Below are 26,335 nucleotides of genomic sequence, written 5' to 3' on the forward strand. Positions count from 1 at the left end.
CGCCAACCCCCTCACCGGGGGGCGACATCGCCGGCCCGGCAAAGCCGGTTTGCGCGATGTCTTGCGAATGGGCTGTCCGCTGCCCGGGGGCAGCCTTCGCCTTGCAGATCACAAAACCACAGGAGATAGGACCCATGAACATTCCCTTCAAGACCGCCGCGGCCGTCGCATTGCTCGCGCTCGCGTTCGGCGCCGCCGCGCAGACCGCCACCGGCACGCTCGACAAGATCAAGACCAGCGGCAAGGCCGTGCTCGGCGTGCGCGAAGCCTCGCCGCCCATGGCCTACATGCTGGGCGCGGGCGAGAAGTACGTGGGCTACCACGTCGAGCTGTGCGAACGCGTGCTGAAGGACATCGCGCCGCAGGCCAGGCTCGAATACATGGCCGTGACGGCGCAGAACACCATCCCGCTGGTGCAGAACGGCACGCTCGACATCGGCTGCGGCCCGACCACCAACAACACCGCGCGCCAGCAGCAGGTGGCCTTCGCCCTCACCACCTACGTGAGCGAAGTGCGCATGGCCACCAAGGTCGACTCGGGCATCACCACGCTCGACCAGCTTTCGGGGCGCAACGTGTCGGCGTCGACCGGCACCACCGCCGTGCAGCTGCTGCGCAAGCGCGAGCGCGCGAACAACGTGTCGTACAAGACCATGCTCGGCAAGGACCACCTCGAGAGCTTCCTGCTGCTGGAGTCGGGCCGCGCCGACGCCTTCGTGCTCGACGACAACCTGCTGGCCGGCATCATCGCCAACTCGAAGGACCCCGCCTCTTACCGCATCGTCGGCGAGGCGCTGGGCTCGGAGCCAATCGCGCTGCTGTTCCGCAAGGACGACCCGGCCTTCAAGGCCGCGGTGGACGACTCGCTGCGCCGCATGATGAAGAGCGGCGAGCTCGAGAAGATCTACACCAAGTGGTTCGTGGCCGCCATTCCGCCGAAGAACACCAGCCTGAACCTGCCGATGAGCGCGACGCTCAAGCAGCTTGTTGCCGAGCCCAACGACAAGCCGCTGGAGAGCTACGCCAAGTGACCACGGACACCGCAGCAACCACCTCCGCCGAGTTCGAGCCGGCACAGCGCGTGCGCGCCATCGGCGTCTCGGAGATCCTGCGCATCACCGACCATGCCAACGCGCTGAAGCGCGCGGGCCGCCCGGTGATCGTGCTGGGTGCAGGCGAGCCCGACTTCGACACGCCGCAGAACGTGCGCGACGCCGCGGTGCGCGCCATCGGGCGCGGCGACACGCGCTACACCGTGCTCGACGGCAGCCCGGCTATGAAGGCTGCGGTGCAGCTCAAGTTCAGGCGCGACAACGCGCTCGAATTCGCGCTCGACGAGATCAGCGTGAGCGCGGGCGCCAAGCAGGTCATCTTCAACGCGATGATGGCCAGCCTGGACCCTGGCGACGAGGTGATCCTGCCCGCACCGTACTGGACCTCCTACGCCGACATCGTGCAGGTCTGCGGCGGCGTGCCGGTGCCGGTGGCCTGCACCGAGGCGAACGGCTTCCGGCTCGACGCCGCGCAGCTGGAAGCCGCGATCACGCCGCGCACCCGCTGGATCTTCCTGAACTCGCCGTCGAACCCGAGCGGCGCGGCCTACAGCGCCGGGCAACTGAAGCCGCTGTGCGATGTGCTGCTGCGCCATCCGCGGGTGTGGGTGCTGGCGGACGACATCTACGAGCACATCCTCTACGACGGGCTCGCGTTCGCGACGCCGGCGGTGGTGGAGCCGCGCCTGCGCGAGCGCACGCTGACGGTCAACGGCGTGTCCAAGGCCTATGCCATGACCGGCTGGCGCGTCGGCTACGGCGCGGGTCCGCGCGCGCTGATCGCGGCCATGGCCGTGGTGCAGAGCCAGACGACCTCGTGCCCCTCGTCGATCAGCCAGGCCGCGGCCATCGAGGCGCTGAGCGGCCCGCAGGACATCGTGGCCGAGCGCTGCGCCGACTTCCAGGCGCGCCGCGACTTCGTGGTGGCCGCGCTGAACCGCGCGCCGGGCCTGGGCTGCCGCGTGCCCGAAGGCGCGTTCTACACCTTCGCGAGCTGCGCCGGCGTGCTCGGCAAGCGCACCCGCGGCGGCGACGTGCTGCAAAGCGACAGCGACTTCTGCCGCTACCTGCTGCAGGACTTCGAGGTGGCGGTGGTGCCGGGCAGCGTGTTCGGGCTGGCGCCGTACTTCCGCATCTCCTATGCGACTTCGATGCCGCAGCTGGAAGAAGCGTGCAAGCGCATCGTCGCGGCCTGCGAAGCCCTCGAGTGAGCTGACGAGCCGAGGCCGGCGGGCGCCTCAGCGCAGCCCGCCCACATAGCGCGGCGGCGGCGTGGGCGGCTGGCCGTCGGGCTGCCGCGCCGCCAGCCGGGCCGCGCGCGCCAGCGGCTCCATCGCCTGCTCCAGCCGCGTGGCGAGCTGGTAGAGCTCCTCGTCCTTGGTGTCGGCCGCGTGCGCGCGCGTCATGCGCACGATTTCGGCGGCGTACTCGGCGTTGGTCGCCATCCACTCGGTGTCGGTCACGCGCCCATGCTTTCGCCGCAGCGCCACGTGAAGGCGGGCTGCGAGGGCGATGCGTTCGCTTTCGGACATGGATGGCATGGTTCCTCCGTCAGTGGATCAACTCCCCAGTTGTTCTTTGTGCTGTGCAAGATCGAGGCCCAGCATTTCGCTGTCGGCTTCCACGCGCAGCCCGACCATCACATGCACCAGGAACAGCACCACCGCCGTTCCCGTTGCGCTGTAGATCGCCACGCTGCCGACCGCGATCGCCTGCGTCAGCACGTCGCCCGTGGCTCCCGAGATGCGCGCGTCGGCGAACACGCCCGTGAGCAGTGCGCCCACGATGCCGCCGATGCCGTGCACGCCGAACACGTCGAGCGAGTCGTCCGCGCCCAGCATGTGCTTCAGCCCGGTGGCGCCCCAGTAGCACGCCAGCCCCGCGATGGCGCCGATGGCCAGCGCCGCCAGCGGCGTGACGAATCCGGCCGCCGGCGTGATGGCCACCAGCCCGGCCACCAGGCCCGAGCACAGGCCCAGCAGCGAGGGGCTGCGCCGCACGATCCACTCGCCGAGCATCCAGCTCATGGCGCCGGCCGCCGCCGCGATGTGCGTCACCAGCATCGCCAGGCCCGCGCGCCCGTCGGCCGCCACCGCCGAGCCCGCATTGAAGCCGAACCAGCCGACCCACAGCAGGCCCGCGCCCATCATGGTGAACGCCAGGTTGTAGGGCTCGAAGGCCTCGCGCCCGTAACCCTTGCGCGGGCCCAGCGCGTAGGCGCACACCAGCCCCGCGATGCCCGCGTTGACGTGCACCACCGAGCCGCCCGCGAAGTCGAGCGCGCCCATCTGCGCGAGCCAGCCGCCCGGCTCCCACACCCAGTGCGCGATCGGCGCATAGACCAGCACGCTCCACAGCAGCGCGAACCACAGCACCGCCGAGAAGCGCATGCGCTCGACGAAGGCGCCGAGCACCAGCGCGGTGGTGATGATCGCGAAGGTCAGCTGGAACATCGCGTAGACCGACTCCGGCACGTTGGGCGCGACGTGGCTCACCGCCACCTGGCCGGCCTCCTTCAGGTATTCGAAGCCCGAGAACCAGAAGCGGCCCGCGCCGCCGAGCCACGGCCAGCCTTCGGTGAAAGCCAGCGAGTAGCCCACCGCGAACCACGTCAGCGACACCGCCGCGGCGACTGCCACCACGGCCGCCATCGTGGCCAGCACGTTCTTGCGGCGCACCATGCCAGCGTAGAAGAGCGCGATGCCGGGCAGCGTCATCAGCAGCACCAGCGCGGTCGAGGTCATCATCCAGGCGGTGTCTGCCGCGTTGATGGAGGCTTGCGATGCCAGTGCCATGGTCGTTTCTTCTTCGAGTGTTGGACTGTGGCTGGACGTGCACAAGTCGTGCCACGTCGTTAACTAGCAGAAACACTTTGGTTTGCGAATCTGCCTTCCGAGTTAATGCAAAGCGGGTAATTCCTAATGCACTGGGCCGGTGCACGCCCTAAAGTCACGCCACTCGCGAACGGGCCCTGCTCGTGCTGCCGAGGGTCCGAGGAGACAGTTTCCAAGCAACTAGAAAAAAATGCTTCAAAGGCTCCGTACGAGATGCCGTGTTTGAGTTTGAAAGGCGCCGCTGGTCGGCGCCTTTTTTATGCCCGCACGGCCTGAAACGACGCCGTCTCCTGCTACTGTTTTGATAGCGCCACCAGGTGAGAGAATCCGCCCCCTATGGAAATGCTGGTGGTGACGGGGGCCTCGCTGCTCGCGGGTTTTGTCGATTCGCTCGTGGGCGGAGGCGGGCTGATTCTGGTGCCGGCGTTGTTTGCCGTGTTCCCAGGTGCACCACCGGCCACGCTGCTGGGCACCAACAAGAGTGCGTCGATATGGGGCACGGCCGCCGCCGCCGCGCAATTCAGCCAGCGGGTGCAGATGCGCTGGGGCGCCCTGTGGCCGGCCGCGCTGCTCGGTTTTGTCGGCTCGATGCTGGGCGCCTGGGGCGTCACGCTGTTTCCGGGCGACTTTCTGCGCCGCGCGCTGCCGGTCATTCTGCTGGGCGTGCTGCTCTACACGCTGGCGCGCAAGGACATGGGCCGGCTGCATGCGCCACGCTTCAGCGGCCGTGCCGAGACGCTGGCGGCCTGCACCATCGGTTTGTCCATCGGGTTCTACGACGGTTTCTTCGGCCCGGGCGCCGGCAGCTTCCTGGTGTTCCTGTTCGTGCGCTGGATGGGCTACGACTTCCTCAACGCCTCGGCCTCGGCCAAGATTATCAACACCCTGACCAACGCCGCCGCGCTGATATTGCTGGCCGCCAAGGGCCACGTCTGGTGGCACTACGGGCTGGTGATGGCGGTGGCCAACGTGGCGGGCAGCCTGCTGGGCACCCGCGTGGCGCTCAGGCACGGCGCGGGCTTCGTGCGGGTGGTGTTCATCGTGGTGGTGAGCGCGCTGATCCTCAAGACGGCCTACGACGCGTTCCTCAAATGAAAACGGCCCGGAACTCCGGGCCGTTTCTTTCCAGAAACACCGCGGAACCGGCTCTGCCGGCCCACAGGTGTTGCCCCCGGTAGGGGGAAGGCGAAGCGACACGAAGTGCGCGCAGCCTGGGGGCGAGCCTATTCCTCCACGAAGGCTTCCTCGCGCTTGGCCTTGATGGCCGGCAGCAGCACGATACCCAGCAACGCCACGGCGGCCACCAGCAACCCGGCCGACAGCGGCCGCGTGACGAACACGCTCCAGGCGCCGCGCGACAGCAGCAGCGCGCGCCGCAGGTTCTCTTCCATCATCGGCCCCAGGATGAAGCCCAGCAGCAGCGGTGCCGGCTCGGTGCGCAGCTTGATGAACAGGTAGCCGATGAAGCCGAAGGCCGCCACCATCCACACGTCGAAGGTGTTGTTGTTGGTCGAGTACACGCCGATGGCGCAGAACAGCACGATCGCCGGGAACAGGAACTTGTAGGGCACCGTCAGCAGCTTGATCCACATGCCGATCAGCGGCAGGTTCAGGATGATCAGCATCGCGTTGCCGATCCACATCGAGGCGATCAGGCCCCAGAACAGCTCGGGGTTGCTGGTCATCACCTGCGGGCCGGGCTGGATGTTGTGGATGGTCATAGCGCCCACCATCAGCGCCATCACCGCGTTGGGCGGAATGCCCAGCGTCAGCAGCGGGATGAAGGAGGTCTGCGCGCCGGCGTTGTTGGCCGACTCGGGCGATGCCACGCCGCGGATGTTGCCCTTGCCGAAGGGCACTTCGCCGGGGCGCATCTTGATCTTCTTCTCCAGCGCATACGAGGCGAACGAAGCCAGCAGGGCGCCGCCGCCCGGCAGGATGCCCAGGGCCGAACCCAGCGCGGTGCCGCGCAGCACCGCGGGCGTCATGCGCTTGAAGTCTTCCTTGGTCGGCCACAGGCCCTTGACCTTGTGCGTGAACACTTCGCGCTCGTCGTCCGGCTGCGAGAGGTTGCCGATGATTTCGCCGTAGCCGAACACGCCCATGGCGATGACCACGAAGCCGATGCCGTCGGTCAGCTCGGGGATGTCGAAGCTGTAGCGCGCCACGCCCGAGTTCACGTCGGTGCCGACCAGGCCGAGCAGCAGGCCCAGCACGATCATCGCGATGGCCTTGAGCAGCGAGCCCGAAGCCAGCACCACGGCGCCGATCAGGCCCAGGATCATCAGCGAGAAATATTCGGCGGGGCCGAACTTGAAGGCCAGCTCGGTCAGCGGCGGTGCGAAGGCGGCCAGGATCAGCGTGCCCACGCAGCCCGCGAAGAACGAGCCCAGGCCCGCCGCGGCGAGCGCCGGCCCCGCGCGGCCCTGCCTGGCCATCTGGTAGCCGTCGATGCAGGTGACCACCGAGGACGACTCGCCCGGCAGGTTGACCAGGATGGCGGTGGTGGAGCCGCCGTACTGCGCGCCGTAGTAGATGCCGGCCAGCATGATCAGCGCCGACACGGGCGGCAGCGCGTAGGTGGCGGGCAGCAGCATCGCGATGGTCGCGACCGGGCCGATGCCGGGGAGCACCCCGATCAGCGTGCCCAGGATGCAGCCGACCAGGCAGTACAGCAGGTTGGTGAAGGTGAAGGCAACGCCGAAACCGATGGAGAGGTTGTGGATCAGGTCCATGGTGTTTCTCTCCTCAGCCCGAAATGAAAGTGGGCCAGACCTGGATCTGGAGCTTCAGCGCCCAGATGAAGGCCACATAGCTGCCGGCCGCCAGGATGGTCGCGAGGATCAGCACGTCGCGCAGCTTGAAGTGCTCGCCCGCCATGCTCGAGATGATCGTGAGCGCGTAGATCGCGATGATCATGCCCATGGCCGGCACGCCGACGCTGGGCAGGCCGCCCAGCAGCACGCCGAAGGCCAGGTTGGCGCCGAGCACGAAGGCCAGCGGCTTCCAGGCCCATTTGCCGATCGGATCGCCGTCGGTGGTTTCCACCACCATCGCCTGGAACATGATGATGATCCCGAGCACGGCCAGCAGGATGCCGAGCATCAACGGGAAGTAGCCGGGGCCCATGCGGGCGCCGTTGCCGATGGTGTAGGTGGTCGCGCCGATCGCGAACGCGCCCCCCACGGTGGTGAACATGACTCCTGAAAAGAAGTCTGCCTGGCTCTTGATGCGCACTGTCTCTCTCCTCTTGTTATGGAGAGACGAGGGTCGTTCTGCGGGCCTGACCGTTGGCTGACCGGCACGGTACGAACAAATGCGTACCGCAGGGCAAGGGTTGTCCCGGCTTCGCTCGCCCTGAAACGAAAAAAGCTCCCGAAGGAGCTTTCTTTTCATTCGGAGAGCCGGAGCTCTCGGAGTGTGGGTGAGGGCTTAGTAGCCGCCGCGGCCACCGCCGCCGCCGCCGTAGCCGCCGCCACCACCGCTGCGGCCACCGCCGCCGCCGCCGTAGCCGCCACCACCACCGCCGTAGCCGCCACCGCCGCCACCACCACCGTAGCCGCCGCCACCACCGGTGCGGGGGGGACGAGCTTCCATCGGACGGGCTTCATTCACCGTCAGGGCGCGGCCCTGCAGCGAGTGGCCGTTCATGGCTTCGATGGCGGAGAGTGCTTCAGCATCCGAACCCATTTCGACAAAGCCGAAGCCCTTCGAACGGCCGGTGTCACGTTCCATCATGACCTTGGCGCTGACGATCGAGCCGAACTCGCCGAAAGCCTGTTCCAGGTCGTTGTCACGCACGGAGTAGGCGAGGTTGCCTACGTAGAGTTTCTTGCCCATTGAGGGACTCCTAATTCAAACCAACAAAACAAAGCGATGGAGTCCCAGAATCACAACAAACAAAATGCGCTGTGGCGCGAAACTGACCGATCACCAAAATACGTGCACGGGAGACAAGGCTCACAGACACGTAAGCCGGATTATCCAGCGCAATTGCAAAAAGGGTGGGAAATTCGTGTGTTATTGAGAAACATCGCGGGCCGACGGGCGGTTTCGCAACGGTTTGAGCAGGTCCGAGAGCCCGTTGTGGTCTATTTCATGCATCAAGGCGAGCAGCCGGCCAATTTCTCCTGAGGGAAAACCCTCGCGTGCAAACCAGGTCAGGTAATTTCCGGGCAAATCGGCAATCAGCATGCCCTTGTGCTTGCCGAAAGGCATTTGGAGCGTCACGAGCCGCTGCAGGTCTTCGGGGTTCATCGGCGGTTTTCTCCTTCTAGCCGCCGGCGCGCTTGACCGTGTAGCCTTGCCTGGCGAGCGCCGCGATCACCAGTTCTCGGTGGTCGCCCTGGATCTCGATCACGCCGTCCTTCACCGTGCCGCCCGAGCCGCAGGCCGTTTTCAGCTGCTTGCCCAGCGCCGTGAGGCCCGCGGCATCGAGCGCGACGCCCTTGACCACCGTCACGCCCTTGCCTTTGCGTCCCTTGGTTTCGTGCGATACACGCACAATGCCGTCAGTGGCCGGCAGGCGCGCCTTGAGTTCCTTGCAGCGGCACTGCGCCACCGGCGCCCCGCAGCCGGGGCACATGCGCCCGCCCGCCTCGGTGGAATACACCAGGGTGCTGCCGGCCTGATTGCTTTTCGTCGTCGCCATTCGATCCATCTCTTCTCTGTTACCGGGTTTCTCTCTCTGTCTGCTCACATGCCATTCGATTCACTGGGCCTGGCCCCCGCGCTCGTGCACGCCGCCGCCGAAAGCGGCTATGCCGCACCGACCGCCATCCAGGCCGCGGCCATCCCCGCGATTCTGCAAGGCCGCGACGTGCGGGGCTCGGCGCAGACCGGCTCCGGCAAGACCGCCGCATTTTCCCTGCCGCTGCTGCAGCGCCTGGGCGCCGAGCGCCAGCAGGGCTCCTCGCGCCGCGTGCGCGCCCTGGTGCTGGTGCCCACGCGCGAACTCGCGGCCCAGGTCGGCGAGACCCTGCGCAGCCTCGCGCAGCACCTGCCCGAACGGCTGAAGATCGTCGTCGCCTTCGGCGGCGTGTCGATCAACCCGCAGATGATGAGCCTGCGCGGCGGCGCCGACATCGTCGTCGCCACCCCCGGCCGGCTGCTCGACCTGGCCGACCACAACGCGCTGCGGCTGGACGCCGTCGCCACGCTGGTGCTCGACGAGGCCGACCGCCTGTTCGACCTCGGCTTTGCCGAAGAGCTGGGCCGCATCCTCGCGATGCTGCCTAAGCAGCGCCAGAACCTGCTGTTCTCCGCCACCTTCCCGCCCGCCATCCAGGCGCTGGCCGACGCCACGCTGCGCGACCCCGCCGTCATCGACGTGCAGGGCGAGCCCGGCACCGAGCCCAACATCGTGCAGCGCGTGATCGAGGTCGACGCCGCGCGCCGCACGCAGCTGCTGCGCCACCTGCTCAAGCAGCACGAAGGCGAGTGGGACCGTGTGCTGGTCTTCGTCGCCACGCAGCATGCCGCGCAGACCGTGGCCGAGAAGCTCTACAAGAACGGCATCTACGCCGTGCCCTTCCACGGCGACATCGCGCAGGGCACGCGCACCGACATCCTTGCGCAGTTCAAGCAGAGCCGCTGGGACGTGGTGATCGCCACCGACCTGGCCGCGCGCGGCATCGACATCGCGCAGTTGCCGGTGGTCATCAACTACGACCTGCCGCGCTCGCCGACCGACTACATCCACCGCATCGGCAGAACCGGCCGCGCGGGAGAAAGCGGCCTGGCGATCAGCTTCGTGAGCGCGGCGAGCGAGGCGCACTTCCGCCTGATCGAGAAGCGCCAGGGCCTGAGCCTGCCGCGCGAGCAGGTCGAAGGCTTCGAGCCGACGGAGGTGGCGCCGCCGGTGGTCGATGCGTCGGGCACGGGCGGCATCAAGGGCAAGCGGCCGAGCAAGAAGGACAAGCTGCGCGCCGCGGCACGCGACACTGCCGGCGGCAAGAGCGAAGGCTGAACAGAGAGGATGCGGCGGCGGCCCTACCAGCCCAGCTGCCTGGCCGCCAGCTCTTTCATGATGTCCTCGGCACCCCCGCCGATCATCATCACCTTCACTTCGCGGTAGATGCGCTCGCTGACCGTGCCGCGCATGAAGCCCATGCCGCCGAGGATCTGCACCGCCTGGTCGGCGCAGAACTGCATGGTCTGCGTGGCGTGGTTCTTCAGCAGGCAGATCTGCGCTACCCATTCGGGTGCGTTGAAGCGCCCGGCCGCCTCGAGCGCGTCGCCGTCGGCCGACACCGCCTCGATCCAGGCCTCGGTGGAGGCGATGCGCATCTGCATGTCGACCAGCTTGTGGCGCACCGCCTGGTGCTCGATGAGTGCGGCACCGAAAGCCCTGCGCTCGCGCGCCCATGCCAGCGCCTCGTCGAGGCAGGCCTGTGCGAAGCCCAGGGCGCCCGCCGCAAGGCCGATGCGCTCGCCGTTGAAGTTGCCCATGATCATGCGGAAGCCAGCACCTTCGTCGCCCAGCAGGTAGCGCGCCGGCACGCGCACGTTGTCGAAGTGCAGCGTGGCGGTGTCGGAGCACAGCCAGCCCATCTTCGACAGGCGCGTGCGCGAAAGGCCCGGTGCATCGCCCGGCACCAGCAGCATCGAGATGCCGCCCGCGCCGCGCCCTTCGCCGGTGCGAACCGCCACGGTGATCCAGTCGGCGCGCATGCCCGAGGTGATGAACGTCTTCTCGCCGTTCACCACGTAGCCGTCGCCGTCGCGCCGTGCCGTGGTGCGCAGCGCGGCCACGTCGGAACCGCCGCCGGGCTCGGTGATGGCCAGCGCCGCGATCTTCTCGCCGCGCAGCACCGGCGGCGCCACTTCCTGGCGCACTGCTTCGCTGCCGTGCAGCACCACCGGCGGCAGGCCGATGTTGTGCGAGAACAGGCTCGCGAGCACTCCGCCGCTCTTGCCGTGGCGCGCGAGCGCAACCCACGCGGGCAGCTTGAGCGCATACGAGGCGGGCGTGCCGCCCAGCGCTTCGGGGTAGCCCAGCCCTAGCAAGCCCAGCTCGGCGGCGCGCGTGTACAGCGCACGCGGAAACTCGCCCGCGTCGTCCCACGCCTGCACGTTCGGTGCGATCTCGTTTTCGGCGAAACGCCGTACCGTGTCGGCGAGCGCCGCCCGGTCGGCCTGTAGTTCGGCGTCCATGCCGTGCTCAACCGCGCGGCGGCCGCTTGGCGATGCCCATGGTCTTCGCGAGGATGCCCAGCATCACCTCGTCCGCGCCGCCGCCGATGGAGCCCAGCCGGCCGTCGCGGTACAGCCGCGACACGCGGTTCTCCAGCGTGAAGCCCATGCCGCCCCAGAACTGCAGGCAGGTGTCGGCCACCTGCCGCGTGAGGCGGCCGGTCTTGAGCTTGGCCATCGACGCGAGTTCGAGCACGTCCTGGCCCTGCACATGCAGGTCGCAGGCGCGGTAGGTGAGCGCGCGCAGCGCCTCCACCTCGGTCTTGAGTTCGGCCAGCTTGAACTGCACCCACTGCTGGTCGGCCAGCGTGGCGCCGAACATGCTGCGCTGCTGCGCCCATTCGATGGTCTGCGCGATGCAGTCTTCCATCGGCTCCAGCGAACTCGCGGCCGCCCACAGCCGCTCTTCCTGGAACTGCTGCATCTGGTAGACGAAGCCCTGGCCTTCCTCGCCCACGCGGTAGCGCTGCGGCACGCGCACGTTGTCGAAGTAGATGAGCCCGGTGTCGCTCGAATTCATGCCGATCTTGCGGATCTTCTTCGCCTTCTCGATGCCGGGGCTGTCCATCGGCACCATCACGAGCGACTTGTTGCGGTGCACGGGTCCGTCGCTGGTGTTGACCAGCATGCACATCCAGTCGGCCTGCAGGCTGTTGGTGATCCACATCTTCTGGCCGCTGATGAGGTAGTCGTCGCCGTCCTTGCGCGCATGGCTCTTCAGGCCCGCCACGTCGCTGCCCGCGCCGGGCTCGCTCACGCCGATGCAGCCGACCATGTCGCCCGCGATGGCCGGCGCCAGGAACTCGCGGCGCAACTCGTCGCTGCCGAAGCGCGCGAGCGCCGGCGTGCACATGTCGGTCTGCACGCCGATGGCCATCGGCACGCCGCCGCAGCTGATGTGGCCCAGCGCCTCGGCCATGGCCATCGCATACGAATAGTCGAGCCCGCCGCCGCCGAAGGCCTCGGGCTTGTTCAGGCCCAGCAGGCCCAGGTTGCCGAGCTTCTTGAAGACCTCGTGCGCGGGAAAGATCTCGGCCTCTTCCCATTCGTCCACGCGCGGGTTGATTTCTTCGTCGATGAAGCGGCGCAGCGTTTTCTGGATCTCGAGGTGTTCGTGCGTGTACTGCATGAGGTGTGTCTCCGGTCTTTCGTTCTTTACTTGTCCTGGAACACGCGCGGCGTCTGCGCGAGGTGGAATCCGTCGAAGGGCTTCACGGCAAGGCGCTGCCGTGCCTGCGCGTCCGGCAGCGCCATCGGCCAACCCATGCGCACCTGCGGCCGCGCGCCGTCCACGCGCAGCACGCTGCCGCTGATGAAGCTGGCAGCCGGGCTCAGCAGGAATGCGATGGCGGCGGAGGTCTCGGCCTCGGTGCCGAAGCGGCCCGCGGGCACGGTCTTGCGCATGGCGCGCAGCATGTCGCCGGCCTCGGGCGGGTAGTGGTCCATGCCGCTCGATGCGATGTAGCCCGGCGCCACGGCGTTCACGCGCACGCCGCTCGCGGCCCATTCGAGCGCGGCGGTCTCGGTGAAGCTCACCATGCCCGCGCGCGCCGCGCCGCTGTGGCCCATGTTGGGCATCGACCCCCACATGTCGGCCACGATGTTGACGATGGCGCCGCCGTGCGCGCGCATGCTCTGCACGAAGCACTCGCGCGCGACCAGGAAGCCGCCCGTGAGGTTGGTGTGGATCACCGCCTCCCAGCCCTTGGCCGAGATGTCCGCCAGCGGCGTGATGTATTGGCCGCCCGCGTTGTTCACCAGTCCGTCGATGCGGCCATGCGCCGTGACGATGGCGGCCACTGCGCCCTGCACCGCGTCTTCCTGCCGGATGTCGAAGGCCTGCGTGGCGGCCTTGCCGCCCGCGGCCTCGATCTCTGCCTTCACCGCTTCCAGCTTCTCCGGCTTGCGGCCGACCAGCACGACCTGCGCGCCGAGCGATGCGAGTTCGTGCGCCGTGCAGCGGCCAATGCCCGAGCCGCCGCCCGTCACCACGATGACCTGCCCGCCGAAGAGGCCGGGCGTGAAGATGGAGCGGTAGCTCGCAGGAGATGCGTTCATTCGAAATGCTTTCTGGAAACTGCGTAAATGGCTGCGACCGGTTTCATCAGGTGTCGGCAATCTCGGCCACCACGTGGCGGGCCGCGACCTGCGCGCCCACCGCCACGTGCAGCGCGGCGACGCGGCCGGCGCGCGGGGCGCAATGCACATGCTCCATCTTCATGGCCTCGAGCGTGACGAGCGGCTGCCCGGCAGCGACGGTGTCGCCCTCGGCCGCGAGCAGCGCGATGACGCGGCCGTTCATCGACGCGCGCAGCAGGCCGTCGCCGCCCGCCGCATCGGCGCGCGCGACGGCGGCATGCGTGAGGTCGTCCAGCTGGAAGGCTCGGCCGCGGAAATGGAAACTCACGCGGCCCGCGTCCCGCACGACGAAGGCCTGCTCCGAAAGCCCGCCGCATGAAAAGCGCACCGTGCCGTCGCCGGGCAGCGCGAGCAATGCGACCTGTGCCGGCGCCCCCTCGTCGAGCGCGATGTCGAAGCGGCCTGTGCCGCGTGGCGTCACGCGGGCAGCATGCACCGTGTCGTCGAGCGAAAAGCGCAGCGCGTTCGGCAGCGTGTGCGCGAGCGGAGAGGGCCGGCCGCGCTCGCCCAGTTGCAGAAGCAGCGCGGCCAGCAGTGCGGCCTGTGTGTCGGTGGCCGCATCGGGCGCGAGCAGCGCATCGAGGTGATCGGCGATGAAGGCGGTCGTCGCACCGCCACCGGCGAACACCTCGTGCGAGAGCGCGCGTTGCAGCAGCTGCTGGTTGGTCGCGACGCCCAGCGCCACGTTGTCGGCGAGGCCGGCGATCAGCTTGCGGCGGGCTTCGTCGCGCGTGCGGCCGCTCGCCACGAGCTTGGCGATCATCGAGTCGTAGAACGGCGGCACGGCCGCGCCGTCGCGCAACGCATGTTCGGTGCGAAGCGCCGGCGAAGGCCGCCATGCGGCGAGCGTGCCGCTCTGCGGCATGAAGCCCTTCAGCGGGTCTTCGGCGCACAGCCGCACTTCGATGGCGTGGCCGGCGATGCGCACGTCCTGCTGCGCCAGCGGCAGGGGCTCGCCGGCCGCCACGCGCAATTGCAGCTCGACCAGGTCCAGGCCCGTCACCGCCTCGGTCACCGGGTGCTCCACCTGCAGGCGCGTGTTCATTTCCATGAACCAGTACTGGCCGTCGGCGTCGAGCAGGAATTCGAGTGTGCCCGCGCCCTCGTAGGCGATGGCCTTGGCAGCGGCGACGGCGGTGGCGCCCATGCGTTGGCGCAGTGTGTCGGACACGGCGGGCGAGGGCGCTTCCTCGATCACCTTCTGGTGCCGCCGCTGCACCGAGCAGTCGCGCTCGCCAAGGTGGATCGCATTGCCGTGCCGGTCGGCGAACACCTGGATCTCGATGTGGCGCGGCGCGACGATGGCGCGCTCCAGGATCACCGTCGCGTCGCCGAAGGCATTGAGCGCCTCGGACTGAGCACTCTGCAGCGCCTCCGCGAAGCCTGAGGCCGAAGAAACCAGCCGCATGCCGCGCCCGCCGCCGCCCGCCGTCGCCTTGATCATCACGGGCCAGCCGATGCGCTCAGCCTCCGCCGCGAGCCTGGCGGCGCCCTGGTCTTCGCCCTGGTAGCCCGGAATGCACGGCACGCCCGCCGCCTGCATCAGCCGCTTGGCGCCGGCCTTGTCGCCCATCGCGCGAATGGCTTCCGGAGAAGGCCCGATGAACACCAGCCCCGCGTCGCTGCAGGCCTGCGCGAACGCGGCGTTCTCCGCCAGGAAGCCGTAGCCGGGGTGCACCGCATCGGCGCCGCTCGTGCGTGCCGCGTCGATGATGGCGGCGATGTTCAGGTAGCTCTGCGCGGGCAGCGATTCGCCGATCCACGCCGCCTCGTCGGCTAGCCGCACATGCTCGGCGTCGGCATCCGCTGTGGAGTAAACGGCGACGGTGCGCCAGCCCATGGCACGCGCGGTTCGCATCACGCGCACCGCGATCTCGCCGCGGTTCGCAACCAGGATCTTCCGGAAATTCGTGCTCATGGCCGTGCCACCGAAAACTGCATGGGTTGCGGCACGCGCGCATCGGCGTCGCGGCATACCGAGAGAACCTCGGCCAGCACCGCGCGCGTGTCGCGCGGGTCGATCACGCCGTCGTCCAGCAGCAGCGCGCTGGTGGTGAAGACGCTCATCTGCCGGTCGAAACGCTCGACGATCTGCTGCTGCATCGCGTCGATCTTCGCGTGGTCCACGGCGCCCTTGCGCGCCATGCCGGCCTCCATCACGATGGCCATGGTCTTCGCGGCCTGCTCGCCGCCCATCACTGCGGTGCGCGCGTTGGGCCAGCTGAAGCAGAAGCGCGGCGCGAAGCCACGGCCGCACATGCCGTAGTTGCCTGCGCCGTAGGAGGCGCCGCAGTGCAGCGTGATCTGCGGCACGCTGGCGTTGGTCACGGCCTGGATCATCTTGGCGCCGTGCTTGATGATGCCGGCCTCCTCGTGCGCGCGGCCCACCATGTAGCCGGTGATGTTCTGCAGGTAGACGATGGGCGTGCGCGACTGGCAGCAGGCCTGGATGAAGTGCGTGGCCTTGGTCGCGCCGTCGGAGTCGATCGGGCCGTTGTTGGTGACGATGCCGACCGCATGCCCTTCGAGCCGGATGTGGCCGCAGACAGTGGCGCTGCCGTAGTGTTCGCTGAACTCCAGGAACTCCGAGCCGTCGGCAATGCGCGCAATGACCTCGCGCATGTCCACCGGCCGCCGTCCGTCGCTGGGCATGATGCCCAGCAGGTCTTCGGCGTCGTAGCGCGGCGGCGCGAACTGGCGCGGCGCTTCGTCGCGCGCCCAGTCGATGCCGCCGAGGATCGAGCGCGCGATGCGGATGGCGTCGCGGTCGTCTTCGGCCAGGTAGTCGCCCAGGCCCGAGATGTGGGTGTGCATCACGGCGCCGCCCAGTTCTTCTTCGGTGGCGATCTCGCCGGTGGCGGCTTTCAGCAGCGGCGGGCCCGCCAGGAAGGCGCGGGTGCGGTCGCGCACCATCACGATGTAGTCGGACAGGCCGGTCTGGTAGGCGCCGCCGGCGGTCGAGGAGCCGTGCGTCACCGTCACCACCGGCAGCCCGGCCGCCGAGAGCCGCGCGAGGTTGCGGAAGATGTTGCCGCCGCGCACGAAGTCCTGCACGCGGTACTGCATCAGGTTGGCGCCGGCGCTTTCCACCAGCTGCACATAGGGCAGCTTGTTCTCCAGCGCGATCTCCTGCACGCGCAGCTGCTTGTCCAGGCCCATGGGCTGCAGCGCGCCGGCGTCGATGCCCGAGTCGGAGGCGTTGACCATGCAGCGCACGCCCGACACCTGGCCGATGCCCGACAGCAGGCCGCCGCCGGGCACGCTCTTCGACAGATCAGGGTTGTCGTGGCCCAGCCCCGCGAGCGTGGCCAGCGGCAGGAAGGGCGCGCCTGTGTCCAGCAGCAGCGCGAGGCGTTCGCGCGGCAGCAGCTGCCCGCGCCTTGCGAAGCGCTCGGCCGACGCGCCCGACGCCGCCGCGGCGCGGGCCTCGTGCGCCCGCACCTGTTCGAGCAGCGCGAGCATGCCGGTGCGGTTGGCCTGGAAGGTGTCGCTGGCCGCGTGCAGCCGGGATTCGATGACGGGCATGGGAGTCTGTGCGGATCGTGTGTTTTCGTTCTGCACAGACTGTAGAAGCGGGTCCTCGCGCCCGCTTGCGCCAATTGGCTGGTCAGCCGGCGCGCGTCAGCCCGGGTGCGGGCGCCGCCCGGCGGCGACCGGCGTGTCGAGGCTGTTGCCGGTGACCACCCAGTAGATGAAGATCAGCACCGCGCCGGCCGTGCCGAACACGATGAGGCCCATGTAGCTGCCGCCGATGGCCAATGCGTCGGCGGGTGCGCTCGCGGTGCAGATCATGCTGGCCGCGCTCATGCCCACGTAGTGCATGGTGCACACTGCCACGCCCATCACCGCGGCGGCCGCGACCTGGTGCGTGAACTTGCGCAGGTTGAACGCCAGCCACAGCGCGGCGGCGGCAGCCGTGACGGCGATGAGCGCCGACAGCCCCACCGTTGCGATGTCGAAGGAAATCGATGCGCGCATGTTCATGGCGTACATGCCCATGTAGTGCATCACGCACACGCCGAGCCCGGCCAGCAGGCTGCCGGCCAGCCAGCCCGAGCGGCTGAAGTGGCGCCGTCCGCCGGCCATGTAGAGCGCAATGCCCGAGATCAGGATGGCCGCCACCAGCGACACCACCGTGAGCGGCATGTTGTAAGAGACGGGCACCGGCAGCCGGTACGCCAGCATGCCGATGAAATGCATCGACCAGATGCCGATGCCGCCCAGCGCCACGGCGGCGCAGGCCACGACGGCGAGGTTGGGCTTGCCGTCGGCCCCGATCATGCGCCGCGCGCAGATCAGTGCCACCAGCGAGCCGGCGAAGGAGATGAGGAAGGAGAGGGCGACCATGCCCGGGGTGTATTCGGGCGAGAGCAATTGGCCTACGACAAGCGGAGTCATGCAGTTCCCTTTCAAGAAGAAAACGCCTCGCAGACCCCGACAACCGGATGCGATCGGGACGCCGTTGGGACGTCCCGATCAGTTTGTAATGTTTGTTTTAAAAAGTAAACAGGGAAATTACACTTCTTGTTACCTACCTTGCAGCGCGGATTCGATATATCGCGTTGTTGCGGTCTGCCGCCATGTAGACGGTGCCGTCGGCGCCCACGGCAACGCCCGTCACCACATAAGGCGGCGGCAGGCCCGGGCCGGGCGCCAGGCCGATCGGCAGGTTGTCCGCGACGGTGCGTCGGCTGCCGTCGGCCGGGTCGATCTCGACCAGCCGGCGCGCCGCGCTCTCGGCCACGATGAAGCTACCCCACGGGGTCTGCGCCAGGCCCTCGGGCAGCGCCAGTCCGTCGGCCACGGTGCGCAGCGGCGCGCTGGCGTCCAGCGGAATGCGCAGCAGCTTGCCGGCCGCCTCGGTCACGTAGAGCGCACCGTCCTGGCCCAGCACCATCTGCACCGGGCCGCTCAGGCCGCTGGCAAGCACTGACTTTTCGGCAAACTTCGGCCCGCTGGCGCGGGTGATGCTGCCGGTGGCGATCTCGGCGTAGATCACGCTGCCGTCCGGCATGGGGATGGCGTCGAAGGGCGCCTTCAGGCCGTGGATCACTTCCACGGTCTTGAGCGTCTGGCGGTCGACCAGCTGCACCGAACCGGTGAACCACGAACTCAGTGCGAACAGCCTGGGCGACAGGCCGACCGCGAACGGGTAGTCGAGCTCCGGGTCGCGCTGCATGCGGAACACGTCTTGCACCTCGCCCGTGCGCACGTCGACCCGGCGGAAGCCGAAGACGTCGGCCACCCAGAGGTCGTTGCCGTCGATCTTCATGCCCGCCGGCACCGCCACCTTGCCGCTGGTGAGCGTGCGCAGCGCACCGGTGGCGGGGTCGAAGGCCTGGATCTCGTTGTTGGCCATGTTCGACACATAGATCGTGCCGTCCGGTGCGATGGCCAGGTTGTCGAGCGAGGGCCGCAGCTGCCTGGCCACGGTCTTGCGACCGCTGGCCAGCTCCACCCGCACCAGCTCGCCGCTGCGCGCATCGAGCACCCAGAGGTTGCCCTTGCCGTCGAGGTTGGCGGCGGCCGGCACCTTGAAGCCATCCGCGATCACCGCCATGCGGCCGTCGGCGGGGTCGATCTTCACGACCTGGCCCTTGAACCACAGCGGCCCGTAGAGCATGCCGTCGGGGCCGACCTCGAAGCCGTTGAAGCCGCCCATGTCCTTCTTGATGAGCCGGGGCGGCTTCTGGCCAGCACGGTCGATTTCCCACAGCGCGTCGCCCAGGAACACCTGCGAGGCGTAGAGCTTGCCGTTGCGGCGGTCGAAGTCGAGCGAGTTGAGGCCGGGCAGGTCGCTGGCCAGCACGCGCAGCGGTGCGCCGTCATGTTCGCGGTAGCGCAGTTTGCCCATGAGGTAGTTGGTCCAGGCCAGCTCGCCGTTCGGGCCTGCGGCGATGTCGTCGGCCTGGCCTTCGGGCGCGTCGATCAGCACCTTGGCGGCGCCGGTGACGCGGTCGACCTCCCACAGCGTGTTGCCCAGCACCGAGCCCGCGAGCAGCCGGCCCTTGGCGTCGATCGCCAGGCCATGCACGCCCGTGAAGGACGATGGCGCCACCAGCGCCTCGGGCGCGGCCCATGCGGCGGGGCGCGTGGGCGGCGTCGTCGGAGCGAGCGGTGGGGGCGAAGCAGCCGGCGATGCCGACGAGGGCGGCGCCGAGGCCGGCGGCATCACCGTGCCGCAGGCGGCCAGCAGGGCGAGGGGTGCGGCCATCACGGCGGCGCGAAAGTATCTGCGGGACATGGGTTCTTCTCCTCTTCTGTTTCTGTATGCGCGAAGCAGTCTAGGAGGCGAACGTGTCCACGGCGTCGCGCCTGGGACAGGATGCGGACTTTCGTTTGCTGTGGATTACCCGCAGCCTTCAGCCGTCATTCAGCCGCCATTCAGCCGCGGCCTAGCCGCGCAGCAGCTGCGTGACGGTATGGATCAGCAGCCCCACCAGCCCGCCCACCAGCGTGCCGTTGATGCGGATGAACTGCAGGTCGCGCCCGATGTGCCGCTCCAGTTCCACCGTCATTTCCTGCGCGTTCCACTCGCCCACGCGCTGCTCGATGTAGCGGCGGATGTCCTCGCGGTAGCGCTCGATGGCCAGCGGCGCCGCAGCCTCGATCTGCTCGTTGATCCAGCGGCGGATGGCCTCGTCGCCCTGCAGCCGGGTGCCGAGCGCGCCTGCCATCGAGGCGATGCGCCGGCGGATGGTCGAGTCGCCGCGGCCCAGGTCGTCGTGCAGCCACGCGAGCAGTTCGCCCCACAGGCCGTGCAGGTAGTCGCCCAGGGCCGGGTGCGCGATGAGTTCGGCGCGGATCTGCTCGCCGCGCTGCTGGAACTCGGGGTCGAGCTTCAGGCGCACCACGAAGTCGTCGACGAAGTGGTCGAAGCGCCGGCGCATCGGATGGTCGGGCTCGGCCGCCAGCTCGCCGATGGTGTGCGCCACGGCCGCCACGATCTTGCGGGTGGCCAGCTTGGCGGCCACCTGGTCGAGGCCCACGTAGCGCAGCGTCTTGATCTCGCGCGCAATGGCTTCGGTGATGTGCGCCTGCACCTCCTCGCCTTCGAGCAGGCCGGCCACCTGCTGCAACACGTCGTCGAGCAGCGCCTGGTGGCGTCCGCCGGCGGTGAGCGCATCGAGCGCCTGGCCGGTGAGGCGCGAAAGGTCGATTTTTTCGAGGCCGGCCGCGGCGGCGCGGCCCATGAAGTCGCGCACCCGTTCGTCGTCGAAGGCGGTGAGTCCGTAGCGCGTGGCGGCCACGCCCCATTCGCCGAGTTTCTGGCCGCTCTCGGGCCGGGCCAGCCAGCCGGCGATGCGGCCGGCCGTGTCGAATTCCCGCAGCTTGCCGAGCACCTGCGCGGTGCTCAGGAAGTTGTCGCAGATGAAGCCGGCGAGCTTGGCGCCGATGCGGTCCTTGTTGCTGGGGATGATGGCCGTGTGCGGGATCGGCAGGCCCAGCGGATGGCGGAACAGCGCCACCACCGCGAACCAGTCGGCAATGGCGCCGACCATCGCGGCCTCGGCGAACGCGGCGACGTAGCCCCAGGCCGGGTGCTGCGCATGCAGCACGCTGGCTACCGCGTAGAGCACGGCGGCGCCGCACAGCAGGCCTAGTGCGATGCGCTTCATTTGCTGCAGGCCGTTGCTTTGTTCTGTCAATTGAGGGTCGTGTTGGTTCTGTCCGGGGCGAGTGCGCAGGCCACCGGGTGCTCCCCTCCGCGAATGTCCCCGTCGGCATGAGCGAGCCCCGAAAACCGACGGACCACAAACCCGGCCGACACGCGTCAGCCGATGGCAGGAGAAGAAGCCAGCCGCTCCATGAACAGCTCGCAACGCGCGAGTTGCTCGAGGCTCACGAACTCGTCGGGCTGGTGAGCCTGCTCGATGCTGCCCGGCCCGCACACCACCGTGGGAATGCCGGCGTTCTTGAACAGGCCCGCCTCGGTGCCGAAAGCCACCAGCGTGGTGCCTTCTTCGCCCGACAGGCGCTGCGCCAGCTTGGTGACAGGGTTGTCGGCCGCGCCCAGGAAACTCGGAATTTCGCAGATCGTCTCGAAGCTGAAGCCCGCATCCGGCGCCACCTTCTTCATCGCCGGCTCGATGCTGCCCGCATAGGCAACCACGTCGGCCTGCATGCGCCTGGCATCGGCGGTCGGCAGGTCGCGGAACTCGTAGCGGAACTCCGCGTCGCGCGGCACCACGTTGTCGGCGATGCCGCCGTGGAACTGGCCCACGCTGGCGGTGCTGAAGGGCACGTCGAAGCCCTCGTAGCGCGGTTCGTTGCGCTCGAAGTCTTCCGCCATGTCGCGCACCTTGCCGATCACGCGCGCCGCCATCTCGATGGCATTGACCGACTTCGGCGTGAGCGACGAATGCGCCTCCTTGCCGCGCACGCAGCACTTGTAGCGATACACGCCCTTGTGCGCGATGGCCGGCACCATGCTGGTGGGCTCGCCCACGATGCAGGCCAGCGGCTTGATGCCGGCGTCGCGCATGTCGGCGATCAGTTCCTTCACGCCGAAGCAGCCGATCTCTTCTTCATAGCTGAAGGCGAAGTGCACCGCGAAGGGGGAGTCGCTTTCGAGGAAGCGATGGGCATTGGCCAGCGCGATGGCGATGAAGCTCTTCATGTCGGCCGAGCCGCGCCCGTAGAGGCGCTCGTTCTGCACGACGGCCGAGAGCGGGTCGACGCTCCAGTCCTGTCCGTCCCAGGGCACCGTGTCGGTGTGGCCCGAGACGATGACGCCGGCCGGCTTGCCTTCGCCCAGCGTGGCGAACAGGTTGGCCTTGGTGCGCTCGGCGTTGTAGGTAATGCGGCTTTGCACGCCCAGGGCCTTCAGGTGGCTCTGCGCGAAGTCGATCAGTTCGAGATTGCTGTTGGCACTGACGGTGTTCATGCGCACCAGGGTCTGGGCCAGCAGGAGGCTTTGGGGGGAAAGCGTGTGGAGCATGCGCTGCATTCTCCCGGAAGTCGGCACGATGCGTGCACATGCCCATGCCGCCGGGCTCTCGGCGATGATCTGCCACGCTTGTGGTGCATCGATCCGGGGCATGCCGCCCTTTCTTTTTTATCCCGAACATTTCCATGAACGCTCACGCATATCCCGCCACGCCGGCCGAGCTATCGCCGCGCGACCTCGAACTGCTGCGCATGGCCATCCGCCTGTCGGACGAATCGAAGGCGCGCGGTCGCCATCCCTTCGCCGCGCTGGTGGCCGACGAACACGGCGAGGTCGTCGCCAGCGCCGGCAACAACTCCATGCCGCCCGAGGGCGACCCCACGCAGCACGCCGAGCTGGTGGCCGCCGCGCAGGCCGCGCGGCTGCTCACGCCCGAGCAACTGGCGCGCTGCACGCTGTTCACCAGCGCCGAGCCCTGCTGCATGTGCGCGGGCGCCATCTACTGGACGAACATCGGCCGCGTGGTCTATGCGCTGTCGGAACACACGCTGCTGGGCCTGACCGGCGACCACCCCGAGAACCCGACCTTCTCGCTGCCCTGCCGCGAGGTGTTCGTGCGCGGGCAGCACAAGGTCGAGGTGGTCGGCCCGCTGCTCGAGGACGAGGCGGCCGCACCGCACCGGGGCTTCTGGCATGCCGCGCACTGAGCGGGTGCGCGCGGGCTTGCGTGTATCTACGCGGTGCCTCGCGCGGGCAGAGTGGATAGACTGGCATTTTGAGACCTCCACGCCATGAAACTCATCGATTCGCTCGTCACGCAGGCGGCCGGCATCGCCGCCGTGCGGCGTGACCTCCACGCCCATCCCGAACTCTGTTTCGAAGAAGTCCGCACCGCCGACGTGGTGGCAGGCAAGCTCACCGAATGGGGCATTCCCATCCACCGGGGCCTCGGCACCACCGGCGTGGTGGGCATCGTCAAGAACGGCACCAGCAACCGCGCCGTCGGCCTGCGCGCCGACATGGACGCGCTGCCCGTCACCGAGCTCAACACCTTCGCCCACGCCAGCAAGCACCACGGCAAGATGCACGCCTGCGGGCACGACGGCCACACCGCCATGCTGCTGGCGGCCGCGCAGCACCTGGCGAAGAACCGCAATTTCGACGGCACCGTGTACCTGATCTTCCAGCCGGCGGAAGAGGGCGGCGGCGGTGCCCGCGAAATGATCAAGGAAGGGCTGTTCGAGCAGTTCCCCATGGATGCCGTCTTCGGCATGCACAACTGGCCCGGCATGAAGGCCGGCCAGTTCGCGGTGAGCCCCGGCCCGGTGATGGCGTCGGGCAACAAGTTCTTCGTCAACGTGGTCGGCAAGGGCGGCCATGCGGCGCTGCCGCAGACCGGCATCGACCCGGTGCCGATTGCCTGCGAGATCGTGCAGGCCTTCCAGACCATCCTCACGCGCAAGATGAAGCCGACCGATTCGGCCGTGATCTCGGTCACCACCATCCATGCGGGCGAAGCCAACAACGTGATCCCCGACAACTGCGAGCTGTCGGGCACGGTGCGCACCTTCTCGCTGGAGGTGCTCGACCTGATCGAAGCGAAGATGAAGCAGATCGCCGACAACATCTGCGCCGCGCACGACGCCACCTGCGAGTTCCGCTTCGAGCGCTACTACCCGCCCACCGTCAACACCGAGGCCGAGGCCGACTTCGCGCGCCGCGTGATGGGCGGCATCGTCGGGCCCGAGAACGTGCTGAAGCAGGAGGCGGCCATGACCTCGGAAGACTTCGCCTTCATGCTGCAGGCCAAGCCCGGCGCCTATGCATTCATCGGCAACGGCGACGGCGCGCACCGCGACGTGCACCACGGCGAGGGCCCGTGCACGCTGCACAACGCGAGCTACGACTTCAACGACGATCTCATTCCGCTGGGCGCCACCTGCTGGGTGCAGATCGCCGAGCAGTTCCTCAAGCCCGGCAGCGCCGCGGAGTGACCGCCCGATGATCGCCATTCCCGAAGCCTTTTCGCCGCGTTACGCGCAGGCGCGCCAGAAGTTCCTGCAGGCCTGCGTGAGCGCCGGCCTCACGGTCGAGCCGCATGCGCATCCGCTCAAGGGGCGCGACGGCGAAGAGCTGTCGATGGACGTGGCGCTCGACGGCAATGCCGATGCCGAGCATCTGCTGATCGTCACCAGCGCCTGCCACGGCGTGGAAGGCCACTGCGGCAGCGGCGTGCAGGTGTTCGCGCTGCACGACGCCGAATGGCGCGAGAAGGCGAAGGCGCAGGGCGTTGCGGTGCTGTACGTGCATGCGCTCAACCCGCACGGCTTTTCGTACGGCCGGCGCGTCACGCACGAGAACGTCGACCTGAACCGCAACTTCATCGATTTCTCGAAGCCGGTGCCGGTCAACGAGCCCTACGCCAAGCTGCACGAACTGCTGCTGCCCGCCACCTGGCCGCCCACGCCCGAGAACCAGGCGGCCGTGGCCAAGTGGATCGAGAAGCACGGCGCCACCGCTTACCAGGCGGCCGTCACCAGCGGCCAGTACCAGTTCGACGACGGCCTGTTCTTCGGCGGCAAGGCGCCGACCTGGAGCAACAGGACCATCCGCGGCGTGCTGAAGCGCCATGCGGGCAAGGCCCGGCGCGTGGCCTGGATCGACCTGCACACGGGCCTGGGCCCGAACGGCCTGGGCGAGCGCATCTTCGCCTGCCGCGACGACAAGGTCGCCTACGCCCGCGCCAACGCCTGGTGGGGTACGCCGGCCGCGCCGGTCACCTCGATCTACGACGGCTCGTCGACCTCGGCGTTGCTGCGCGGGCTGATGTGGGACGCCATGTACGAAGAGTGCCCGCAGGCCGAGTACACGGGCATCGCGCTCGAATACGGCACGCTGCCGATCCTGGAGGTGACGGGCGCGCTGCGCGCCGACCACTGGCTGCACAAGCACCCGGATGCGCCGGCCGACCTGGCGGATTCGATCCGCGCGCGGATGGTGGAGGCCTTCTATACCGACACCGATGCGTGGCGCGGGCAGATCGTCAGCCAGGCCCGCCAGGCGATGTTCCAGGCCGTGGACGGTCTCAGGTCCTGACCCGGCCGTCTCCGGTCAGCATCGACAGCTCGACGAACTTCGAAGCCACGTGGTTCTTCGAGGAGAACGACACCTCGAATCCGCCGAACTGCTGACGGTCGATGCTCTCCAGCCCTGCGATGAGGCTCTCGCGCGCAGGCTTGCCCGGCGCCTTGCGCAGGCCCTCGACCAGCACCTTCGCGGCCAGGTAGCCTTCCATGCTCGAGAAGTTTGCGCTCGCGCCGTTGCCGGCCTTGCGCACCGCTTCGGCGAACTCGCGTGCCAGCGCATTGGCCTGGTTGTAGGGCGAGGGCACCACCTGGGTGATCATCACGCCGGCCGCGTCCTTGCCCAGTTCGTCCGCCAGGGCCTGCGTGCCCACGAAGGACATGTTGAAGAAGGTGCCGCCGTAGCCCGCCTTGCGCGCCTCGCGGATGAAGGTCGCGCATGCCTTGTACGCGCCCACCTGCACCACCGCGTCGGGCCGCGCCGCGACGATCGTCTTCACGGCCTGGGCCACGTCGGCCGAGTTGCGCTCCACGGTGGCCAGTGCGACCGGCTTGAGCTGCTGCTCGCCGAGCGCCAGCGTCACGCCGTCGAGCCCGGCCTTGCCGTAGGCGTCGTTCTGGTAGAAGACCGCGATCTTCTTCAGGCCCAGGTGGGTGAGCTGCTTCACCATGAGCGCCGTCTCGTCGTTGTACGAGGCGCGCAGGTGGAACACGTTCTTCTGGAAGGGCTCGCGCAGCGACATCGCGCCGGTGAAGGGGGCCACGAAGGGCACCTTGTCCTTCACCGCCAGCGGCAGCGCCGCCAGGCTGGTAGGCGTGCCGACATAGCCGAACAGGGCGAACACGTCTTCCTCGATGAACTTCTGCGTGTTGGCGGCGCAGCGGTCGGGCTCGTAGCCGTCGTCCAGGTTCTTGATGACCAGGTTGCGGCGGCCCGGCTGGGCGTTGTACTGGTCCAGGAACAGCTTGGCGCCCTGGTTGAACTGGATGCCCAGTTGGGCGGACGGCCCGCTGAACGGCGCCGACTGGCCCAGCACCAGGGGCGTGTCGCCCTGAGCCCGGGCGATGCCGAAGCCGCCCAGCGCGGCGGCCGCGCCGGCGGCCAGCGAAAAATGTCGTCGATTCATCGTCATGTTGAAAACC

At 68.4% G+C, this 26,335-nt stretch carries 24 protein-coding genes; 7 read left to right on the top strand and 17 right to left on the bottom strand.

Annotated elements, in window-relative coordinates:
* The first annotated feature begins 134 nt into the window (after positions 1-134).
* Together ACWV14_RS02290 and ACWV14_RS02295 are read left to right on the top strand one after the other, a co-directional pair.
* Positions 135-1,031, top strand: coding sequence for an amino acid ABC transporter substrate-binding protein (locus tag ACWV14_RS02290; RefSeq protein ID WP_454902327.1), 897 nt, complete (start codon positions 135-137; stop codon positions 1,029-1,031).
* On the top strand, positions 1,028-2,263 hold the full coding sequence (locus tag ACWV14_RS02295; RefSeq protein WP_454902329.1) for a pyridoxal phosphate-dependent aminotransferase: 1,236 nt from the start codon (positions 1,028-1,030) through the stop codon (positions 2,261-2,263). The genes ACWV14_RS02290 and ACWV14_RS02295 overlap by 4 nt, the downstream gene beginning before the upstream one ends.
* Positions 2,264-2,290: 27 nt before the next feature.
* Here the strand turns inward: ACWV14_RS02295 and ACWV14_RS02300 are convergent, their stop codons facing one another.
* The gene (locus ACWV14_RS02300; protein WP_106936043.1) at positions 2,291-2,593 is read right to left on the bottom strand and encodes a hypothetical protein; all 303 of its coding nucleotides are present in this window, start codon (positions 2,591-2,593) and stop codon (positions 2,291-2,293) included.
* Between the two features lie 18 nt (positions 2,594-2,611).
* Positions 2,612-3,847, bottom strand: coding sequence for an ammonium transporter (locus ACWV14_RS02305; protein WP_454902331.1), 1,236 nt, complete (start codon positions 3,845-3,847; stop codon positions 2,612-2,614).
* Positions 3,848-4,222: 375 nt separating this feature from the next.
* Here ACWV14_RS02305 and ACWV14_RS02310 point away from each other — a divergent pair, with 375 nt between their 5' ends.
* A complete protein-coding gene (locus ACWV14_RS02310; RefSeq protein ID WP_454902333.1) occupies positions 4,223-4,981 on the top strand; it encodes a TSUP family transporter in 759 nt (252 codons plus the stop codon).
* A 128-nt stretch (positions 4,982-5,109) separates the two neighbouring features.
* Here the strand turns inward: ACWV14_RS02310 and ACWV14_RS02315 are convergent, their stop codons facing one another.
* From ACWV14_RS02315 to ACWV14_RS02335, 5 genes are all read right to left on the bottom strand, one after another.
* A complete protein-coding gene (locus tag ACWV14_RS02315; RefSeq protein WP_454902335.1) occupies positions 5,110-6,621 on the bottom strand; it encodes a tripartite tricarboxylate transporter permease in 1,512 nt (503 codons plus the stop codon).
* A 13-nt stretch (positions 6,622-6,634) separates the two neighbouring features.
* Positions 6,635-7,123, bottom strand: coding sequence for a tripartite tricarboxylate transporter TctB family protein (locus ACWV14_RS02320; RefSeq protein ID WP_454902337.1), 489 nt, complete (start codon positions 7,121-7,123; stop codon positions 6,635-6,637).
* A gap of 195 nt (positions 7,124-7,318) precedes the next feature.
* A complete protein-coding gene (locus ACWV14_RS02325) occupies positions 7,319-7,726 on the bottom strand; it encodes an RNA recognition motif domain-containing protein (protein ID WP_081270674.1) in 408 nt (135 codons plus the stop codon).
* A 180-nt stretch (positions 7,727-7,906) separates the two neighbouring features.
* Positions 7,907-8,143: a DUF3820 family protein gene (locus ACWV14_RS02330; RefSeq protein WP_454902339.1), complete on the bottom strand. Its 237-nt coding sequence runs from the start codon at positions 8,141-8,143 to the stop codon at positions 7,907-7,909.
* 16 nt (positions 8,144-8,159) lie between these two features.
* Positions 8,160-8,537 carry a translation initiation factor Sui1 gene (locus ACWV14_RS02335; RefSeq protein WP_454902341.1) on the bottom strand — a complete coding sequence of 126 codons (378 nt, stop codon included), beginning with the start codon at positions 8,535-8,537 and terminating at the stop codon, positions 8,160-8,162.
* 48 nt (positions 8,538-8,585) lie between these two features.
* Between ACWV14_RS02335 and ACWV14_RS02340 the strand changes: the two genes are divergently transcribed.
* Positions 8,586-9,854 (top strand): DEAD/DEAH box helicase, encoded by a 1,269-nt coding sequence (locus tag ACWV14_RS02340; RefSeq protein WP_422088706.1) that lies wholly within the window; start codon positions 8,586-8,588, stop codon positions 9,852-9,854.
* Positions 9,855-9,877: 23 nt separating this feature from the next.
* On the opposite strand, the gene ACWV14_RS02345 is transcribed toward ACWV14_RS02340, so the two are convergent.
* From ACWV14_RS02345 to argE, 9 genes are all read right to left on the bottom strand, one after another.
* Entirely contained in the window at positions 9,878-11,041 is a 1,164-nt protein-coding gene (locus ACWV14_RS02345) for an acyl-CoA dehydrogenase family protein (protein WP_454902343.1), read from the bottom strand.
* Between the two features lie 7 nt (positions 11,042-11,048).
* A complete protein-coding gene (locus ACWV14_RS02350; RefSeq protein ID WP_454902345.1) occupies positions 11,049-12,209 on the bottom strand; it encodes an acyl-CoA dehydrogenase family protein in 1,161 nt (386 codons plus the stop codon).
* A 26-nt stretch (positions 12,210-12,235) separates the two neighbouring features.
* A complete protein-coding gene (locus ACWV14_RS02355) occupies positions 12,236-13,138 on the bottom strand; it encodes an SDR family oxidoreductase (RefSeq protein ID WP_454902347.1) in 903 nt (300 codons plus the stop codon).
* Between the two features lie 46 nt (positions 13,139-13,184).
* Positions 13,185-15,137, bottom strand: coding sequence for an acetyl/propionyl/methylcrotonyl-CoA carboxylase subunit alpha (locus ACWV14_RS02360; protein WP_454902349.1), 1,953 nt, complete (start codon positions 15,135-15,137; stop codon positions 13,185-13,187).
* Positions 15,134-16,744 carry an acyl-CoA carboxylase subunit beta gene (locus ACWV14_RS02365; RefSeq protein WP_454902351.1) on the bottom strand — a complete coding sequence of 537 codons (1,611 nt, stop codon included), beginning with the start codon at positions 16,742-16,744 and terminating at the stop codon, positions 15,134-15,136. The genes ACWV14_RS02360 and ACWV14_RS02365 overlap by 4 nt, the downstream gene beginning before the upstream one ends.
* 96 nt (positions 16,745-16,840) lie before the next feature.
* Positions 16,841-17,617 carry an MHYT domain-containing protein gene (locus ACWV14_RS02370; RefSeq protein WP_454902352.1) on the bottom strand — a complete coding sequence of 259 codons (777 nt, stop codon included), beginning with the start codon at positions 17,615-17,617 and terminating at the stop codon, positions 16,841-16,843.
* A gap of 133 nt (positions 17,618-17,750) precedes the next feature.
* Positions 17,751-19,463, bottom strand: a complete 1,713-nt coding sequence (locus ACWV14_RS02375; protein ID WP_454902354.1) for a hypothetical protein — start codon at positions 19,461-19,463, stop codon at positions 17,751-17,753.
* Between the two features lie 151 nt (positions 19,464-19,614).
* Positions 19,615-20,868 carry a DUF445 domain-containing protein gene (locus ACWV14_RS02380; RefSeq protein ID WP_454912677.1) on the bottom strand — a complete coding sequence of 418 codons (1,254 nt, stop codon included), beginning with the start codon at positions 20,866-20,868 and terminating at the stop codon, positions 19,615-19,617.
* Positions 20,869-20,993: 125 nt separating this feature from the next.
* Positions 20,994-22,160: an acetylornithine deacetylase gene (gene argE, locus ACWV14_RS02385; RefSeq protein WP_422088697.1), complete on the bottom strand. Its 1,167-nt coding sequence runs from the start codon at positions 22,158-22,160 to the stop codon at positions 20,994-20,996.
* 134 nt (positions 22,161-22,294) lie between these two features.
* On the opposite strand from argE, the gene ACWV14_RS02390 reads away from it, so the two are divergent.
* The 3 genes from ACWV14_RS02390 (at position 22,295) to ACWV14_RS02400 (ending at position 25,205) form a co-directional block, all read left to right on the top strand.
* On the top strand, positions 22,295-22,816 hold the full coding sequence (locus ACWV14_RS02390; RefSeq protein ID WP_454902356.1) for a nucleoside deaminase: 522 nt from the start codon (positions 22,295-22,297) through the stop codon (positions 22,814-22,816).
* An 84-nt stretch (positions 22,817-22,900) separates the two neighbouring features.
* Positions 22,901-24,103: a M20 aminoacylase family protein gene (locus ACWV14_RS02395; RefSeq protein WP_454902357.1), complete on the top strand. Its 1,203-nt coding sequence runs from the start codon at positions 22,901-22,903 to the stop codon at positions 24,101-24,103.
* 7 nt (positions 24,104-24,110) lie between these two features.
* Complete coding sequence (locus tag ACWV14_RS02400; RefSeq protein ID WP_454902359.1) at positions 24,111-25,205, top strand: M14 family metallopeptidase; 1,095 nt, start codon at positions 24,111-24,113, stop codon at positions 25,203-25,205.
* Here ACWV14_RS02400 and ACWV14_RS02405 read toward each other — a convergent pair.
* The gene (locus ACWV14_RS02405; protein ID WP_454902361.1) at positions 25,195-26,325 is read right to left on the bottom strand and encodes an ABC transporter substrate-binding protein; all 1,131 of its coding nucleotides are present in this window, start codon (positions 26,323-26,325) and stop codon (positions 25,195-25,197) included. The two genes, ACWV14_RS02400 and ACWV14_RS02405, sit on opposite strands and share 11 nt — an antisense overlap.
* Positions 26,326-26,335: the final 10 nt, after the last annotated feature.

Source organism: Variovorax durovernensis, from assembly GCF_977011995.1.

Excerpts from the sequence above, each read along its gene's own strand:
- ACWV14_RS02290 (WP_454902327.1), top strand. The coding sequence starts at position 135 with ATGAACATTCCCTTCAAGACCGCCGCGGCCGTCGCATTGCTCGCGCTC.
- ACWV14_RS02300 (WP_106936043.1), bottom strand. The coding sequence starts at position 2,593 with ATGCCATCCATGTCCGAAAGCGAACGCATCGCCCTCGCAGCCCGCCTT.
- ACWV14_RS02305 (WP_454902331.1), bottom strand. The coding sequence starts at position 3,847 with ATGGCACTGGCATCGCAAGCCTCCATCAACGCGGCAGACACCGCCTGG.
- ACWV14_RS02310 (WP_454902333.1), top strand. The coding sequence starts at position 4,223 with ATGGAAATGCTGGTGGTGACGGGGGCCTCGCTGCTCGCGGGTTTTGTC.
- ACWV14_RS02315 (WP_454902335.1), bottom strand. The coding sequence starts at position 6,621 with ATGGACCTGATCCACAACCTCTCCATCGGTTTCGGCGTTGCCTTCACC.
- ACWV14_RS02325 (WP_081270674.1), bottom strand. The coding sequence starts at position 7,726 with ATGGGCAAGAAACTCTACGTAGGCAACCTCGCCTACTCCGTGCGTGAC.
- ACWV14_RS02330 (WP_454902339.1), bottom strand. The coding sequence starts at position 8,143 with ATGAACCCCGAAGACCTGCAGCGGCTCGTGACGCTCCAAATGCCTTTC.
- ACWV14_RS02335 (WP_454902341.1), bottom strand. The coding sequence starts at position 8,537 with ATGGCGACGACGAAAAGCAATCAGGCCGGCAGCACCCTGGTGTATTCC.
- ACWV14_RS02340 (WP_422088706.1), top strand. The coding sequence starts at position 8,586 with ATGCCATTCGATTCACTGGGCCTGGCCCCCGCGCTCGTGCACGCCGCC.
- ACWV14_RS02345 (WP_454902343.1), bottom strand. The coding sequence starts at position 11,041 with ATGGACGCCGAACTACAGGCCGACCGGGCGGCGCTCGCCGACACGGTA.
- ACWV14_RS02350 (WP_454902345.1), bottom strand. The coding sequence starts at position 12,209 with ATGCAGTACACGCACGAACACCTCGAGATCCAGAAAACGCTGCGCCGC.
- ACWV14_RS02355 (WP_454902347.1), bottom strand. The coding sequence starts at position 13,138 with ATGAACGCATCTCCTGCGAGCTACCGCTCCATCTTCACGCCCGGCCTC.
- ACWV14_RS02360 (WP_454902349.1), bottom strand. The coding sequence starts at position 15,137 with ATGAGCACGAATTTCCGGAAGATCCTGGTTGCGAACCGCGGCGAGATC.
- ACWV14_RS02365 (WP_454902351.1), bottom strand. The coding sequence starts at position 16,744 with ATGCCCGTCATCGAATCCCGGCTGCACGCGGCCAGCGACACCTTCCAG.
- ACWV14_RS02370 (WP_454902352.1), bottom strand. The coding sequence starts at position 17,617 with ATGACTCCGCTTGTCGTAGGCCAATTGCTCTCGCCCGAATACACCCCG.
- ACWV14_RS02375 (WP_454902354.1), bottom strand. The coding sequence starts at position 19,463 with ATGTCCCGCAGATACTTTCGCGCCGCCGTGATGGCCGCACCCCTCGCC.
- argE (WP_422088697.1), bottom strand. The coding sequence starts at position 22,160 with ATGCTCCACACGCTTTCCCCCCAAAGCCTCCTGCTGGCCCAGACCCTG.
- ACWV14_RS02390 (WP_454902356.1), top strand. The coding sequence starts at position 22,295 with ATGAACGCTCACGCATATCCCGCCACGCCGGCCGAGCTATCGCCGCGC.
- ACWV14_RS02395 (WP_454902357.1), top strand. The coding sequence starts at position 22,901 with ATGAAACTCATCGATTCGCTCGTCACGCAGGCGGCCGGCATCGCCGCC.
- ACWV14_RS02400 (WP_454902359.1), top strand. The coding sequence starts at position 24,111 with ATGATCGCCATTCCCGAAGCCTTTTCGCCGCGTTACGCGCAGGCGCGC.
- ACWV14_RS02405 (WP_454902361.1), bottom strand. The coding sequence starts at position 26,325 with ATGACGATGAATCGACGACATTTTTCGCTGGCCGCCGGCGCGGCCGCC.